This is a genomic window from Burkholderia sp. Ac-20344 (assembly GCF_017104975.1).
Taxonomy (GTDB): domain Bacteria; phylum Pseudomonadota; class Gammaproteobacteria; order Burkholderiales; family Burkholderiaceae; genus Burkholderia.
The window spans coordinates 1-14,258 of sequence record NZ_JAAGPP010000189.1; the positions used below are offsets into that span (position 1 = coordinate 1).

The window sequence follows — 14,258 nt, forward strand, 5'->3', positions numbered from 1 at the left end:
CCGTCCTCCGCGTCGAGCGTCTCTTCCGCGCCGGCCGCACGCAACAGCGCCGCGACGTCGGACAGCCCGGTCTGCATCGCCAGCCGGTACGCACTGACGCCTGTCGGGGTCCGCGCGCCGGGATCGGCGCCGGCCGCCAGCAGTGCGGCGACATGGCGCGCCGAGCAACGTACGCCGATCGCCCGCAACAACGGCGCGCCCCAGGTCTGCGCCAGCCCGGCGCCGGGCGGCTCGTTCGGGTCGCCGCCATGCGCGAGCAGCAGTTCGAGCGCATCCGCGTCGCGCATGTCGAACGCGCGCCGCAACGCATTCGTCCCGCCCACCCGCGCGCCGTGTTCGAGCAGCAGGCGCGTACAGGCCGGATTTTCCACCGAGTGATACAGCGATTCGCCGTCGTTCGGGTCGGCGCCGGCTTCCAGCAGCATGGCCGTGAGAACCGGATCGCGATTGACGCCCGCCGCACCGTACAGCGCCGACAACGGCCCCGCTTCGTCGGGCGCGGCGAGCGAGGCCGGCGGCAAGCGGTTGCCGATCCGCTGGTTCGGATCGGCGCCGGCATCGAGCAGATGACGCGCGCAGGCGCGCAGCCTGACAGCAAACCCGGGAATCTGCCCGAGCCGCGAATGCGTGACGGCGACCAGCGGCGGCAGCTTCAGCACGCCGCCGGCGCGCGCGATCCAGCCGGGATCGGCGGCCAGCGCCGCCTTCACGGCGTCGAGGTCGCCGGCCGCGCATGCGACTGCCGGATCGCCCGCAACGAGATCGGGATGGTCGAGCAGCAGTTGCGCGGCGACGCGCGGCCGGGGCGCATCGTAGCCGCCGGTCACGCCGCCGCCGTACGCCAGGTCGAGCCAGCGCCGGATCAGCTGCGAGCGCTGTTGCCCGCCAAGCGCCTGCGTTTCGACGAACGCACCGAGATCGGCCCACGATGCAAAACCGTACTCGCGCGCAATGCAGGACTGCGCGTCGTGCAGCCGGAGCCCGAGCGCAAGTGCTTCGTCGTGCGCGCGGTTCGCGGCAGCAGGGAGAAACCGGACAAAACGCGCGACGGCATCGGCGTCACCCCGCCGGTACAGGCGCAACAATGCCTTGGCCTGCTTTTTCAGATGATCGGGATGGGCCCTGGGAGGCAGCTTTTTCATGCGAATCCTCGTGCATGGGTGGCCGAAGGTCCGCAATACCGCCAGCACAAAGGACAGGAGGAAGACTGGATTTACTACGACAGGTGGGTTTAACCCTTTCCGCGGACCCGGAAGCGACCTGCATCGCTGCCCGGTATCCTAGGTGACGGCCGGCGACCTCGTCAACCGTGCCGCGCCATGCGGCGCCGACGCTCAGCCCGCGAGCTTCTTCGTCAGGAAAATGCGCGTGTGCCCGACCGGATAGTCCGGCAACTCGCCGAAACGGACATAGCCGCGTTTCTCGTAGAACGGCCGCGCCTGGAAGTCGAACGTGTCGAGCCATGCGCCGTGGCATCCGCGCGCGACGGCTTCCGCTTCGGCCAGATCCATGATGCGCGTGCCCGCGCCCTGGCCGCGCGCGGCCTCGGGCACCACGAGCAGGTCGACATGCAGCCAGCCATACGCCGTGCTGCCCCACAAGCCGCCGACCACCGCGCCCTCGCCATCGGTCACGACCACGGCCAGCGAACGAAAGTCGTTCGGGCCCGCCTGGCTTTCGTTGAACCGGATGAGCAGCGCGACGATCTGTTTGCGAACGTCCGCGTCGCCCGCGTCGGTCACCTCGTATGTGAGGGTCATCGGTTGAATCCGCTTGAATCGTGAATGAGGAAGGCTTGACGCCGCACGTACCGCGTCAAACGACGTAAGCGCCCTTCGCGTGCAGCTCCGCTTCCGTACGCTCGAGCGCGGCGATCGCATCGCTGCCTTCGAGCGCGAGCAACTGCGCGACCAGCGCTTCGGCCATCGCGTGCGCGGCCACCAGCGACGGGAAGAACGACGGGCTGTCGTGCGTGAAGATCAGTTGCGCATCCGCGTGCAGCGCGATCGGCGACACCGCGCTGTCGGTGATCGCGACGATCCGGCTGCCCTGCGCCTTCGCGGCCTGCGCGACGCGCGTCGCTTCCGCCGAATACGGCGCGAAGCTGACGACGACGGTCACGCTCTGTTTCGCGATCGTCCGCAGCTCCATTTCGAGCGAACCGGCGACGCCGTTGAGCAGCGACACGGTCGGACGGAACAGCCGGTAGCCGTACACGAAACCGAATGCGACCGGATAGCACGAGCGAAACCCCGCGACATGCACGTGCGACGCCTTGCGGATGAGTTTTGCGGCATCGGTGAGCGCGTGCTCGTTCTGCGCGGCGGTGGCCGACAGGTTGTGTTGCTGCGCGGCGAGCAGGTCGTGCGCGAGCGACGCCTTCGCGTCGGGCCGCACGAGCGAGCGCGCCCGCTGCGTGAGCGGCTCGGGGCGCGTGCGCACGCGCGCGACGCACAGGTCGCGCAGCTCGTTCCAGCCGGGGAAGCCGAATTGCTGCGCGAGCCGCACGAGCGACGCGGGCTGCACCTGCGCGCGCTGTGCGACCTTGCGCATCGACGAGGTGGCGACTTCGTCGGGATGATCGAGCAGGAAGGCAGCGCCCGCCTGGAATTGCGGGCTCAGCTCGGAAAATTGCGCCCGGATCCGGGACGCGAGTTCGTCGAAATTGGCGGCCATCTTGGTGGGAACGGGAACCGGTCGTCCATGGTATCACCGGCCCCGCGCGCACCGGTCAGCGCAGCACTTCGACGTGATCGGCGTCGACCTTCACGCCGCCCGACCATTTGCGCTCGAATTCGCCGGTTACCTTCACTTCGCTCTTGTCGCTGACGGGCTGGCCGGCCGCCCACAGCTTGTGGTCGATCTCGACGCGGATCGTGCCGGTCGCATCGGCGAATTCGTAATCCTCGCCGCCGACGTGCTTGACGATGCGCCCCTGCAACTGCACGTGCTGGTCGTCCTTGCCGTTCGCGAGCAGTTCCTTCACGGTGGTCGTGGTCAACGCGGACGGCCCCGTGTATTGCGCGTAGACGGCAGCAGGCAGCGTGGCGAGCGCAATCGTCAGGATTCTGGCCAGGTGTTTCATGATCTCGGTCCTCTTGTTCGATGTGACGCCGCGCCCCGTTGAACGCGACGGCCCCAGATTACAGACCGTAAGATTAAGCAAACCTGAAGGCCGCGCCAAAGCGACACGGTGCCGCATCAGACGAGTCCGAAAGCCCGCCGCACACCGCCCGCGCTTAAGCTCCACCTAAGACGCGGGCGCTTATCATGGGAATCCCGGGCGCCGCGGCGCCCCGTTGAAGAGACACGAATCCATGCGCGTATTGCTCGTCGAGGACGATCCGCTGATCGGCAGCGGGCTCGAACAGGGCCTCAAACAGGAGGGCTTCGCGGTCGACTGGGTGAAGGACGGCGACGCCGCGTCGCTCGCACTGCGCGCGACCGGCTACGGCCTGCTGCTGCTCGATCTCGGGCTGCCGAACCGCGACGGCCTGTCGGTGCTCGCCGCGCTGCGCCGCCGCGACGAAAACCTCCCCGCGATCATCATCACCGCGCGCGACGGCGTGCCCGACCGCATCGCGGGCCTCGACAGCGGCGCGGACGACTATCTCGTCAAGCCGTTCGAACTCGACGAATTGCTCGCCCGCATCCGCGCGGTCAACCGCCGCCATGCGGGCCGCGCGCAGACGACGCTCGCGATCGGCCCGCTGCGCCTCGACCCCGTCAAGCACCTCGTCTGGCTCAATGACGACGAAGTGCCGCTGTCGCCGAAGGAATTCGTGCTGCTGCACGAATTGATGCGCGACCCGGGCGCGGTGATTTCGCGCGAGCAGTTCGAGGAGCGGCTGTACAGCTGGGGCGAGGAAATCGAGAGCAACGCGGTGCAGGTGCACATCCACAACCTGCGCAAGAAACTCGGCCACGACATGATCCGCACGGTGCGCGGCGTCGGCTACCGGATCGGGGACGGCGCATGACGCGTGTGCAACGCGCGATCGCGCGCTGGCGCAACGCGTCGCTGCGGCGGCGCCTGCTGACGTGGCTGATGCCGGCCGCGTGCGTGATCGGCCTCGTCGCGAGTGCGGGCACCTACTGGGGCGCGCTGCGCGAGCTCGACGACCTGCTCGACGACCAGATGCGCAGCATGTCGAAGCAGATCGTCGTCGGCCCGAACGGCGAGCTGTCGTTCAGCAACCGCGCCAACGGCAAGCACGGCTTCGAAGCGAGCGACCCCGACGCCGTGCTGCTGCAGGTCTGGCGCAACGGCATGCTCGTGTATTCGACCGACCGCGATTCGAAACTGCCGCCGCCCGCGCAGAAAGGCGTCGCGAGCGTCGACGTCGGCGGCCAGCCGTGGCGCACCTATGTGACCGAGCGCGGCGGCACGACGATCCGGCTCGCGCAGGCACGCCATGCGCGATGGGAAGCGATCGCGGGCATCGCCGTGCATCTGCTGTGGCCGGTGTTCTCGATGCTGCCGCTGCTCGCGATCGGCCTGTGGTTCGGTATCGGCGCGGGGCTGCGGCCGCTGCGCACGATTGCATCCGGCCTCAAACGCAGGAATGCGAACAATCTGGAGCCGGTCGACGTCGGCGCGATGCCGAACGAAGTCCGTCCGCTCGCCGAAGCGATCAACGACCTGCTCGCGCGCCTCGACCGCTCGTTCACGCTGCAGCGGCACTTCATCGCCGATGCCGCGCACGAATTGCGCACGCCGATCATGGGGCTGTCGATCCAGTCGCAGTTGCTGCGGCGCGCGTCGACCGCCGAGGAACGCGAGCACATCCTCGCGCAGATCCAGGCGGGCACGACGCGCCTCGGCCACCTCGCCGAGCAGTTGCTGACGCTCGCGCGCCTCGAGCCCGATGCGCAGGCGGCCACCTCTGCGTCGGCGCCCGTCGATCTTGCCGCGCTGTGCCGGTCGGTGGTGTCGGATCGCGCGCGCGTCGCCGACGCGCACCGGATCGATCTCGGCGCGATCGTGTCGACGCCCGTGATGGCCGCGGGCAATGCAGACACGCTGCGCGTGCTGCTGAACAACCTCGTCGACAACGCGATCCGCTATGCGGGCGACGGCGCACGCGTCGACGTGTCCGCGCGGATCGACGGCACGACGCCCGTGCTCGAAGTCGCCGACGACGGCCCCGGGATCCCGGAAGCCGAACGCACCGACGTATGGGAGCGCTTCTATCGCGGCGAGGGCGCGCAGGCCGTCACGTCGTCGGGCAGCGGGCTCGGGCTGTCGATCGTCAAGCGGATCGCCGAACAGCATCGCGCAACGGTCGCGCTCGGCACCACGCGCGGCGGACGCGGGCTGACCGTCACGGTGCGCTTTCCGCTGCCGGCCTGACGCGCGCGATGCACGGCTCACGACGCGCGGCTTTTCCACAGATTGTGTTGGCAAGCTTGTGGACAACCTTCCACTAATGGCACCAAGCCATTGATCGGAAAGGATTTGTCGAGCCTGCGCGGCAAATGCGCCAGCCCGGGTCGGCCCACTACCCGACTCGGTTGTCGTCGACGATTCGCGCGATCCGCAGGCCGGTCGAGGTTTCGGCGAGGCGGCCTGTCAGGTCATGGTCGGGCAGTGGCAACGGCATGTCCGCGACATCGCCGGCGGACGCGATCCGGGAATCGACCGAAGCGTTTCGCGCAGCCTTCACGCATCCGGCGTTCGTCGCCAAGCTGTCGGCCTATCCGACGTCCGCCGTCGCGAGCCCGGTGCATGCCTGCCTGGAAGTTGAATCATGGCGTGCTTTCCCTGTTCCACTCAATCAAGCAACCAGCCGTTATCGCCCTCGACCAGCGTGCCGCCGTGGCTGGTGGTATCACCCTCGCGGGCAACCTCCCGGCCGCCAAACGTGGTCACGGCCCCGGTGACGATGACTGCACCGCAACTCGTAGAGTCGCCGACACAGGCCACTTTTCTCCCCCCGACTGTCACGCTGTCCGTGCCGCTGATAACAGTCCCAGGTCCATGCAACGGACAGACATGGCGATGGCCGGCAAGCACAACGGGTCGCATGAAAATCTCCGATGGTGATAAAGACCAGCCGTTACTTTCCGACGGCGGCACTCTGTTCGCCCACGTACTTCCACTGGAAGCTGAAGGGGTCCACGCCCCGGTCCCCCGGCAGGTTCGGCAGTGAATCCCCTTCCTTGACGAACACTTCGTGATAGCCGCCGAGCCGTTCGATGCTCTTGCCCGTCGCGGCCCAATAGCCGGTCTTTGGTGCGTAGTCGCCTGGACGGGCGTACGGCAGCGCGGGAACCTGCGTACGGGCATCCACTTCGCCGAGGAATTCAATGTGCCGCCCCTCACGCGCTTCTTCATCGGTCGGCTTGTAGACCCTGAAATAGAGGCGGTTCGACGGCGCGTTATCCGTGATCGGATACATCATCCTGCCTTTGCCCGTATCGGTACGGTCCAGAACCTCGCGCACGTCAATCCAGTCGAGCTGGGTTTGCCAGTAGACGACTTCATAAACGTGTGTGCCAGTAAGAAACTGGGTATTCAAGATCACAAATTCGTCTGCAACCTCGCCTACCCATTTCTCCTTTGCCTTCATCACATAGGTTGATCGCTTTATATCTTCGTCCCGGGGAGCCGCGACATAAGGCTCAATACCGCTGTACTTAGGCGGAGCAGGCTTAATCTCCTTGCCCCCCGAATACAACCGCATTGCAGGACCATCCGGCGTGGGCTTGCCTGTTGTCTTAACGTCCCCATCGCTCGGATTTATGTATGTGGTGTAGTACCGTATTTTGACGCTGTCATTGCGCACAATTGCGTCATGAAACCTGATCTGTGTGATCAGCGGATTCTTGATCCAGGTTACCCGCTCATTCGGCACGACACCCGTCTGGTTTCCACTTTGCTTGTCGGTCATAGAACTTTTCGTAGTTTGGTTCGAAGGCGGCGCCGCTTGCTGTTCTGCAAGGGACGAGCAGCCGAGCAGCGCCACCATCCCTCCAATAGAAATAATGGTGCAAACGCCGTTCATTGTCAGACGGTCAGGTTTCATCCTTTGCGCTCTCGATAAAAAATGCAATACTTTCGGCATTAGCTAACGCCCTGTTGGGCGTGAACTCGGCGAGTACCCGTGCCGCGCGTGCCCCATAAGCAGTCTTTCCGTTGTATTTGCCAGGGTCATGTGCCCCGTTAACATCGATCTTCTGGTCCTTGGCATGAGCGGTATTCTGCAAATGCGCCACCTCGTGCAACTGGACTTCCATACGGTTCTGATCGACCGGATCCCCGTTATTAAAGCTTCGGAAGAACGGACCATACTGGCAAGCGATATTGACGTATTCCATCCGGAAGCCTGATTGGGCGGGCTTGAGCGCCTTGGCTGGATACAACCCCGGCTGCACATAGGCACCTGCCTCAAAACCCAGTGCGCCCTTGACCACCCGTTGCATGGATATATGGCGGAAGAACTCCCGCATGCCTTTCAGGTAGCTATGGACGTGATGCCCGGCAGGCGCGGCCGCAAGCTGGCCGTGCAACGTCTCCGGGGCAGCGATGTCATTGGGCGTTACGCCAAACCAGTATTCGAAGTTTGACCAGAGATCGTGATGGGCGACATTGTGAATCGTTTGCAGAGTCGCATATTCCCTGACGACTGGCGCCCGCGCCGAGGGCGCATCAGGCATGGCGGCATTGGCGTCCGCCCAGGGTTCGAGTTGTTTGAGGCGCTTCTCGATCAGCTTCAGGCAGGTTATCCAGCTCTGCCGGATTTCCAGTTCGAACGCCTCCTCGGACAGCGTTGCGTCCGTTGCGAGACATTCCCGCATCTGAGCCAGGAAGCCCACTGGGTGGAAATGCCAGTTCTTCGCATCCATCGGCGTGGATAGCGGCTTCATGGCATTGTTCACACCGTCCTGCTGTACCTTCGCGTCGCTCCAGAACTGCTGACGCTGAATATCCTGCAAGAACGCCTTGAACTGGCTGTCGGATAGTTGCGGAAGCGGCGGATGGCCGCCTTGCTGAAGTTTGTCGTATCGCTTGCTGTTGTTACTGCGGTCCCATTCAGTGTGGAACCGGACGGCGGCGGTGCGCAAGATCGCGTCAACGCCATCAGCATGAAGATCATCGAGACTCAGGCTCGCAGAAGACTTGTGTGCGGCAGACAGGATTTTCTGCATGACCGCATCGTCGTCCTCAACGAAGCCATCGTCTGTCGTATTCAGTTCGCTATCCTCATAGGTCTGCCATCCACGCGCTACCCAGTCACTGTCAGTAGTCAACGTCACCCACGCATCGCGAACAAAATCCCGCCCATCGGCTACGGCCCTCGCTTGATCGGCGTACGCGTAGTAAGTACTTCCATTTATGCCAAATAGCTTGAAACATATCAGGTCGCTAACCAAATCAGGCTTCTTTCCATCTACCCCGCAGGGTATCGCTCCAAAAAAGCAGGAGCCGGCTGGAAACACTTGCATGCTTGATGCGGATAATCTGCCTCCCCTTGAAAAAACATCTGTTGCCAGCGTCGCATTCCGCGTCAACCACACCTTCCCCATACCATCGCTTCTCTGTCCATCCGCATATTCCTGGTACGACGAACTTGGGTCGTTAATGTTCAGCGGAACAAGCGGCTTCATCTGCTTCACCAACTTATTCTCGCCCGTAAAAATCTCGAAGTGGAAGCTGTCCGCCACCGGGCCAAGATCGCCGTCCGTTATCCCGGCGTAACCAATCACCTGTCCGGCCCTGACCGGATACTCCATTGAGAAGGTGCGATCCAACGGCATCCACCGCTTTTCCGTAGGATGGCAGCAATACATGAACGAAATGGGATAGCCCAGCCGGATTTTCTGCTCGGGCCTCAGTGGAGCGCCTGGCTCCACGTCCAGATACATGCGCTCGATCCATCCCTCGCCACTGTTGCGGGTATTGATGTCAGTAATCCTGATCTTGACCATGTGGTGCCCGTCATCAATCACCGCGCTTACCGTTACTTCGTCCCCGCGCAACGCGGCAACCGGAACAATTGTATTGGTGGTCGTGAGAAACGGCGGCAGGACTGCCTTGTTCTGCAACTGCTTCTGCGGCAGCAGATTCGCGTAGAGCGAGTAGAAGTGCGCCCCGATGTATCTGGGGATGCTCGCGCTGACACCCTGCGAAACGCCCGCCACGGGCCGCATTTCACCGCCTCCTCTATTGGCCTCGCACTCGTGCCGTATCAGTACAAAGCTGCTGCTGAACTGCCGGGGCGCTGACGGCTGCGGCTTGGCTTTCGACGCTGACGCCTTCACGGGTGCGGCCGCCTTGATCTGCCGGTCAAGTTCGCTGTCGATATAGTCCCGATCCAGTCGGAACGCGACGATGGTACCGTCCGCGATCGCGCGCACCGGCTTTTTTCCGCTCAGGTGTACGCCGCCGTGCCAGAAGCGGTTGCGCCCTACCGGGAATACACCTCCCGCGACGTGCTTCGCGAGATCGATATATTTGCGGACAAGTGCTGGCGTACTCAGCGCGGCACTGGCTGACTGTGGGTAAGACGCTGGCTGCGGGGCGCTGTAATAAGGATCGTCTTCAAATGGGAGAGTCACAATCACGAGGCACGGTTCCTTGATGGAATAAACGGCAGGCGTCAGCCTGAAAACGGGAAGTAGTCCGGCGTGAACGGATCGCCCTTGTTCACGTCTGAGCGCAGGTCCAGGGCATTCTTGACCCAGCCGGTCTCGGTCTGGACCGGCCCCTTCAGCTTGATCCGGACTCCTTCAATCGTGACGCCCTCACCGTCGAGCGTGATCTTTCCGGCCGGGCCGATGATTTCAGCCTTGTCGCCCGCCTGTAGCTGGTAGATACGGGTCTTTCGCTCAATAGCCTGCCCCGCCTCGACCTGGTGGCGCCCCTGCACCTTGTGTTCGGCGTTGCCGCCAGTCGTGACCAGGAAGTTGGCCGCAATGGTGTCCTTGCGATTGTTGCCCGTTTCCTCGATTCGATCCTTGCCGATCTGGATGCGGTGATCGCGCCCAACCGAAAGAAACGCATCCTGGCCAATGGTGTGACGACGATCTACACCAATATCGACCTGTTCGCCTCGGCCGACTTTTTCCGTGCGATCGTTGTCAATCGTCACCGATTCATCATGTCCGACTGTCTTCGCGCGATCATGCCCAACCGTATGCGATTCATCGTTTTCAACTTCGGTTCGCATATCCCTTTCGGCATGGAACCATATTTCCTCCCTGCCTTTCCTGTCCTCGAACCGCAGCGCGTTGGCGGTTTCGTAGCCGCCCTGATCGGTGGAGCGCGTCAGCGTGCCGCTCTGGGTCGCATTGGCGGGCAACTCCCACGGCGGCATGTTGTGCGCGTTGTAGTGCTGCCCCGTTACAAATGGCCGGTCAGGGTCGCCGTTCTCGAAGTCCACTATCACTTCCGAGCCGACCCGCGGAACGCTGATGGTCCCGTAGTTGTTGCCTGCCCACGGATAGGAAACCCGCAGCCAGCAGGATGATGTCTGATCATGTACTGGCGAGCGGTCCCAGTGGAACTTCACCTTCACCCGGCCATACTGGTCCGTGTAGATTTCGCTCCCGTCGGCCCCCGTGACAATGGCTGTCTGCGGGCCGGTTGTGCGCGGCTTGCTGACCGTGCGCGGTGGACGGAAAACGGTTGTGGCCGGCTGCACTTCAAACCGTGTCCGAATCCGGTATTCGCCGGTATCGGTTGCCCCGTCGAGTTCAGCCGCATCCAGCCGAGCCCGGATAACAAGGTATTCGCGGTTTGCATCGGCTTGCGGAAAACCCGCCAGCGTAAAAGTCGTCCCACAGACGACGTTCCGCACATTCCCACCGCCAGTGCCCCGCTCGCCCAGGGCACGCATTTCCTGCATGCGTATCCGTGCAAACTGCTCACCGGCCTTCAGTTCGGTGTAATCGCCGGGCCACTCGTAGCGTTCAAGCGCATTGTGCGAGGTGTTCTGCGGCAACTGAATCTGTGCCTCGAGATTTGCCCTTGGCCGGGTGAAGTCGAAATCGTTCGTGGTCCACTGACCTGACTGGATACGCGCAGTCGCATCAAAGTTGTCGATGTGCTCCATGTCAACCCTGCGGCCTGGCGGATAGTACGACAGCGTCTGATAGGCTTCACTGTCAACCGGCTTGTGTGCCCCCAACTGGTCCACCAGGATCATGCGATGCACGGTATCTGAATGCTCGAAGAACCAGTAAATCCCGTTCTCTTCCATTAGACGCTGGATAAAATGAAAGTCGGATTCGCCATACTGGACCTGATAGACCAGCTCGGGATAAGACGCGCTTAGCCGCATGTCCCACGAGTAGAGGTAGCGGCCGCTCAGCACTTCGTGAATGATTTCAATAACAGACTTATTCTGGAAAATCCTGTAATCCGAGCGTTTCTCAGCCAGCGCGATCCACGGTTGCAATTTGAGTCGATACCTACTCTGGCGGTTTGACTGACCGGCAAAACTCACTGCCGTGATAATCCCGCTGATTTCGCGTAACCCGCGTCCGATGTTTGCTGCACCGGTCGCCCCTGGCATGCCAGGGGCAAAAGTGCCCATCCCGTCAAGCTGGATGGTGACGGTCAGTTCCTTCCCAATCATGTCGAGCGTATTGAGATTCGCCGCCTCTTCGTCACTCAATCCCGCGTCGAGCGAGGTTTTAACCTCCAAATCGTAGGTGTAGATTTTGGAAAGTTCTTCCTCGCCTTCGATCGCAACCAGGTGCAATACAGGTTCGCCATTGTGCGATAACGGGACGGCAGCCCCACTAATAGAGAGCGTTCGGGGCCGGCTGAATTTCTGCATGACCGGATATAGCTTCTGAACATCAAACGCGTTGGACATGGTGATGCCGACAATAAGGTGGATCGTATTGGGCTACTCGGCGAGCGTATGCAGACTGACACGTCAGGACGTTTCGCTATCAGGCAACAACCCGACCGGCAGGAACACGGGGCTATCCATTGCGACCATATGATGTTCGCGTCGCGTCAAGTTCGGGTGGTCGCTGGGCAGCACGGCGTGATGCGGCAGCGAGGAATTCGGCAGGCGCGAACAGACCCAGCACGTCGTTCCGTTGCTCCGGTTCACAAAGGTCCGGTACCCCACTGAGGTCGCCGAACAGCTGTTCAAGTTTGACCGGAGGCCTGAGTAGCTCCGTGATCCCCTGGGGCTTGGCAACCGGCTTAACCGGTTGCGGCGGCAACGCCACCATAGTGAGCAAACCTAATCCCGGTTCAGCCTGCACGGGCAACGCAGATGGAGTGGCTTCCTGTGTATGAGGGATTGCCCACTCGGCCAATGAAAGCGGATCATCGAGAAATCTAAGGTATTGACTGTACAGTGACGCAATAATATTTACGTCCTCCACAGCATCGTTATTGTCATCGAGTTGGCGAAGGGCCTCGCTGCCACGAAGGCGCGCTGATGATCCAAGCAGGCCAAATACTGCCCCACCGCCGCGTTCGTCATCAATGGACAGCGTCCGAAATCCCCCGCGCATAATGTTGTTTGCGACGTGAACAACCGTGCCGCCGTGATCCGTTGAATCGCCAAAGCGAGCGACATCCTTTCCTGAGGTATTGTCTTTCACGTTTCATCTCCGTCGAACGGAATTTCTCCTGCGTCGAATTTACCGAACACACCGGGAAAATTACATAAGACGTGTCCGAAATTAATAAAACCTGGAAAAAATCACAGGGCATGATTTTTTTGTCGCGACAATGGACATGCTCCGCGTATAAGTTGCACACACAACGTCTGCACAACCGGGGCTGGCTCAAGCGGACAACGGCAGGTGACTTGCTGCCTCACGCGAACCCGATCGGGCGGCTCAGACATATTGCAGCCTTCTGGACGCTCCTCCATCAGATGGCTTGCGCCGTCCGCCGAAGCAAATTCACACCAGCAGAACAACAACCAGCAGACCGCATCAACCACACGACAAGTCGAGATAAATCCTACCCGTATCTATAGGTATCCTTATTTCTTGATATAACAAGACATACTGCCAGCACATCGGACTCAGTGCTGGACGCCTGGAGCAGCCCCCTGAAACGCCGGACACAGTCACCCACTTACAATAACGGGCAGGCATAAGACTGTGTCTTTGACTAACACCTGGCAGCAAGTAATGGAAGTGTTGACGGGCCCGGAGCGGCGCCGGACGGCGGAGCAGAAGCTGGCGATGGTTCGCGAGAGGTTCGAGCCGGGGAAATCGGTTTCGACGGTCGCGCGCCAGCACGGCGTGAATCCGAACCAGCTGTTCCACTGGCGCAAGCTGTATCAGGGTGGGAGCCTGTCAGCGGTCAAGGCTGGCGAGGAAGTGGTTCCGGCCTCGGAACTGGCCGACGCGCTCAAGCAGATTCGTGAGCTGAAACGGATGCTCGGCAAGAAGACCATGGAGAACGAGATTCTGCGCGAAGCAGTCGAGTACGGCCGAGCAAAAAAATGGATAGCGCACTCGCCCTCGCTGGCGGAATACGACCAGTGAAACTGGTTTGTGAAGTTCTCGGCGCGTCGCGCTCGAACGTATCGGCACGACTGGCGCGTGCGGCGACGTGGCGCGATGGCCGGCAATCGAGGCAGACCGACGACGCGGCCGCGGTCGAGGAGATCCGCCGGGTCATTGGCGATTTGCCCAGCTATGGCTATCGCCGGGTTTGGGGCATCTTGCGCAACGAGCGCGTCGCGGTTGGGCTGGCGCCGTTCAATGCCAAGCGCATCTATCGCGTCATGCGCACGCACGGGTTGCTGATGCAGCGTCGGCCGATTCCGCCTCGCCCCCCCAACGTCGACACGACGGCAAGGTGGCCGTCGCGCGCAGCAATCAGCGGTGGTGGTCGGACGGCTTTGAGTTCCGCTGCGACAATGGCGAGCCACTGCACGTAACGTTCGCGCTGGATTGCTGTGGCCGTGAGGCGATGAGCCGGGCGGCCACGACAGCAGGCCACAGCGGCGACATCGTGCGCGACGTGATGCCGGCTGCAGTGGACAATCGATTTGGCAACGACCTGCATACCCCGTCCGAAATCGAGTGGCTGAGCGACAACGGTTCGGGCTACACGGCTGACGACACGCGCCGGTTCACAGTGGCCATCGGCCTGAAGCCATTGACCACGCCGGTGTGCAGCCCGCAAAGTAAGGAGTAGGTTTCACATTGCACCTTGTCCGGTAGTTGGAGCGACGATGAAGGTTGCTTGTGTAGCTTTGCGTCCACCAGTGCCCTTTACGAGAAGGACATTCCCCAGGGGTTCGTACAGGCACCGGTGATCATGC

12 protein-coding genes and 2 pseudogenes are annotated in these 14,258 nt (G+C 62.1%); 4 read left to right on the forward strand and 10 right to left on the reverse strand.

Going from position 1 to position 14,258, the window contains the following annotated elements; all coding sequences use genetic code 11:
* The 4 genes from G3N64_RS34800 to G3N64_RS34815 all read right to left on the reverse strand — a co-directional run.
* Positions 1-1,142, reverse strand: a 1,142-nt coding sequence (locus G3N64_RS34800; protein ID WP_205788201.1) for a hypothetical protein, incomplete at its 3' end; no start/stop codon positions are given.
* A gap of 192 nt (positions 1,143-1,334) precedes the next feature.
* Positions 1,335-1,760, reverse strand: a complete 426-nt coding sequence (locus G3N64_RS34805) for a GNAT family N-acetyltransferase (protein ID WP_205788202.1) — start codon at positions 1,758-1,760, stop codon at positions 1,335-1,337.
* Positions 1,761-1,815: 55 nt separating this feature from the next.
* Positions 1,816-2,676: a MurR/RpiR family transcriptional regulator gene (locus tag G3N64_RS34810; RefSeq protein WP_205788203.1), complete on the reverse strand. Its 861-nt coding sequence runs from the start codon at positions 2,674-2,676 to the stop codon at positions 1,816-1,818.
* 55 nt (positions 2,677-2,731) lie between these two features.
* Positions 2,732-3,085 (reverse strand): NirD/YgiW/YdeI family stress tolerance protein, encoded by a 354-nt coding sequence (locus tag G3N64_RS34815; RefSeq protein ID WP_205788204.1) that lies wholly within the window; start codon positions 3,083-3,085, stop codon positions 2,732-2,734.
* Positions 3,086-3,317: 232 nt separating this feature from the next.
* Here G3N64_RS34815 and G3N64_RS34820 point away from each other — a divergent pair, with 232 nt between their 5' ends.
* Together G3N64_RS34820 and G3N64_RS34825 are read left to right on the forward strand one after the other, a co-directional pair.
* On the forward strand, positions 3,318-3,980 hold the full coding sequence (locus G3N64_RS34820) for a response regulator (protein ID WP_205788205.1): 663 nt from the start codon (positions 3,318-3,320) through the stop codon (positions 3,978-3,980).
* On the forward strand, positions 3,977-5,353 hold the full coding sequence (locus tag G3N64_RS34825; protein WP_205788206.1) for an ATP-binding protein: 1,377 nt from the start codon (positions 3,977-3,979) through the stop codon (positions 5,351-5,353). Before G3N64_RS34820 ends, G3N64_RS34825 begins: the two co-directional genes overlap by 4 nt.
* 148 nt (positions 5,354-5,501) lie before the next feature.
* Here the strand turns inward: G3N64_RS34825 and G3N64_RS34830 are convergent, their stop codons facing one another.
* A complete protein-coding gene (locus tag G3N64_RS34830; RefSeq protein WP_205788207.1) occupies positions 5,502-5,687 on the reverse strand; it encodes a hypothetical protein in 186 nt (61 codons plus the stop codon).
* On the opposite strand from G3N64_RS34830, the pseudogene G3N64_RS40035 reads away from it, so the two are divergent.
* A pseudogene (locus tag G3N64_RS40035) lies at positions 5,626-5,883 on the forward strand (hypothetical protein); the annotation flags it as partial. The gene G3N64_RS34830 and the pseudogene G3N64_RS40035 overlap by 62 nt on opposite strands.
* On the opposite strand, the gene G3N64_RS34835 reads toward G3N64_RS40035, so the two are convergent.
* The 5 genes from G3N64_RS34835 to G3N64_RS34855 form a co-directional block, all read right to left on the reverse strand.
* On the reverse strand, positions 5,774-6,028 hold the full coding sequence (locus G3N64_RS34835) for a PAAR domain-containing protein (protein ID WP_205788208.1): 255 nt from the start codon (positions 6,026-6,028) through the stop codon (positions 5,774-5,776). The pseudogene G3N64_RS40035 and the gene G3N64_RS34835 overlap by 110 nt on opposite strands.
* Before the next feature lie 31 nt (positions 6,029-6,059).
* Positions 6,060-7,028 (reverse strand): hypothetical protein, encoded by a 969-nt coding sequence (locus G3N64_RS34840; RefSeq protein ID WP_241021355.1) that lies wholly within the window; start codon positions 7,026-7,028, stop codon positions 6,060-6,062.
* Entirely contained in the window at positions 7,018-9,567 is a 2,550-nt protein-coding gene (locus tag G3N64_RS34845; protein WP_205788209.1) for a hypothetical protein, read from the reverse strand. The genes G3N64_RS34840 and G3N64_RS34845 overlap by 11 nt, the downstream gene beginning before the upstream one ends.
* A 35-nt stretch (positions 9,568-9,602) precedes the next feature.
* On the reverse strand, positions 9,603-11,825 hold the full coding sequence (tssI, locus tag G3N64_RS34850) for a type VI secretion system tip protein TssI/VgrG (protein WP_241021356.1): 2,223 nt from the start codon (positions 11,823-11,825) through the stop codon (positions 9,603-9,605).
* A gap of 112 nt (positions 11,826-11,937) precedes the next feature.
* Complete coding sequence (locus G3N64_RS34855; RefSeq protein ID WP_205788210.1) at positions 11,938-12,573, reverse strand: TagK domain-containing protein; 636 nt, start codon at positions 12,571-12,573, stop codon at positions 11,938-11,940.
* A 540-nt stretch (positions 12,574-13,113) separates the two neighbouring features.
* Between G3N64_RS34855 and G3N64_RS34860 the strand changes: the two are divergent.
* Positions 13,114-14,122: pseudogene (locus G3N64_RS34860) on the forward strand (IS3 family transposase); the annotation flags it as partial.
* Positions 14,123-14,258 lie beyond the last annotated feature (136 nt).

Excerpts from the sequence above, each read along its gene's own strand:
- tssI (WP_241021356.1), bottom strand. The coding sequence starts at position 11,825 with ATGTCCAACGCGTTTGATGTTCAGAAGCTATATCCGGTCATGCAGAAA.
- G3N64_RS34825 (WP_205788206.1), top strand. The coding sequence starts at position 3,977 with ATGACGCGTGTGCAACGCGCGATCGCGCGCTGGCGCAACGCGTCGCTG.
- G3N64_RS34805 (WP_205788202.1), bottom strand. The coding sequence starts at position 1,760 with ATGACCCTCACATACGAGGTGACCGACGCGGGCGACGCGGACGTTCGC.
- G3N64_RS34820 (WP_205788205.1), top strand. The coding sequence starts at position 3,318 with ATGCGCGTATTGCTCGTCGAGGACGATCCGCTGATCGGCAGCGGGCTC.
- G3N64_RS34835 (WP_205788208.1), bottom strand. The coding sequence starts at position 6,028 with ATGCGACCCGTTGTGCTTGCCGGCCATCGCCATGTCTGTCCGTTGCAT.
- G3N64_RS34840 (WP_241021355.1), bottom strand. The coding sequence starts at position 7,028 with ATGAAACCTGACCGTCTGACAATGAACGGCGTTTGCACCATTATTTCT.
- G3N64_RS34815 (WP_205788204.1), bottom strand. The coding sequence starts at position 3,085 with ATGAAACACCTGGCCAGAATCCTGACGATTGCGCTCGCCACGCTGCCT.
- G3N64_RS34810 (WP_205788203.1), bottom strand. The coding sequence starts at position 2,676 with ATGGCCGCCAATTTCGACGAACTCGCGTCCCGGATCCGGGCGCAATTT.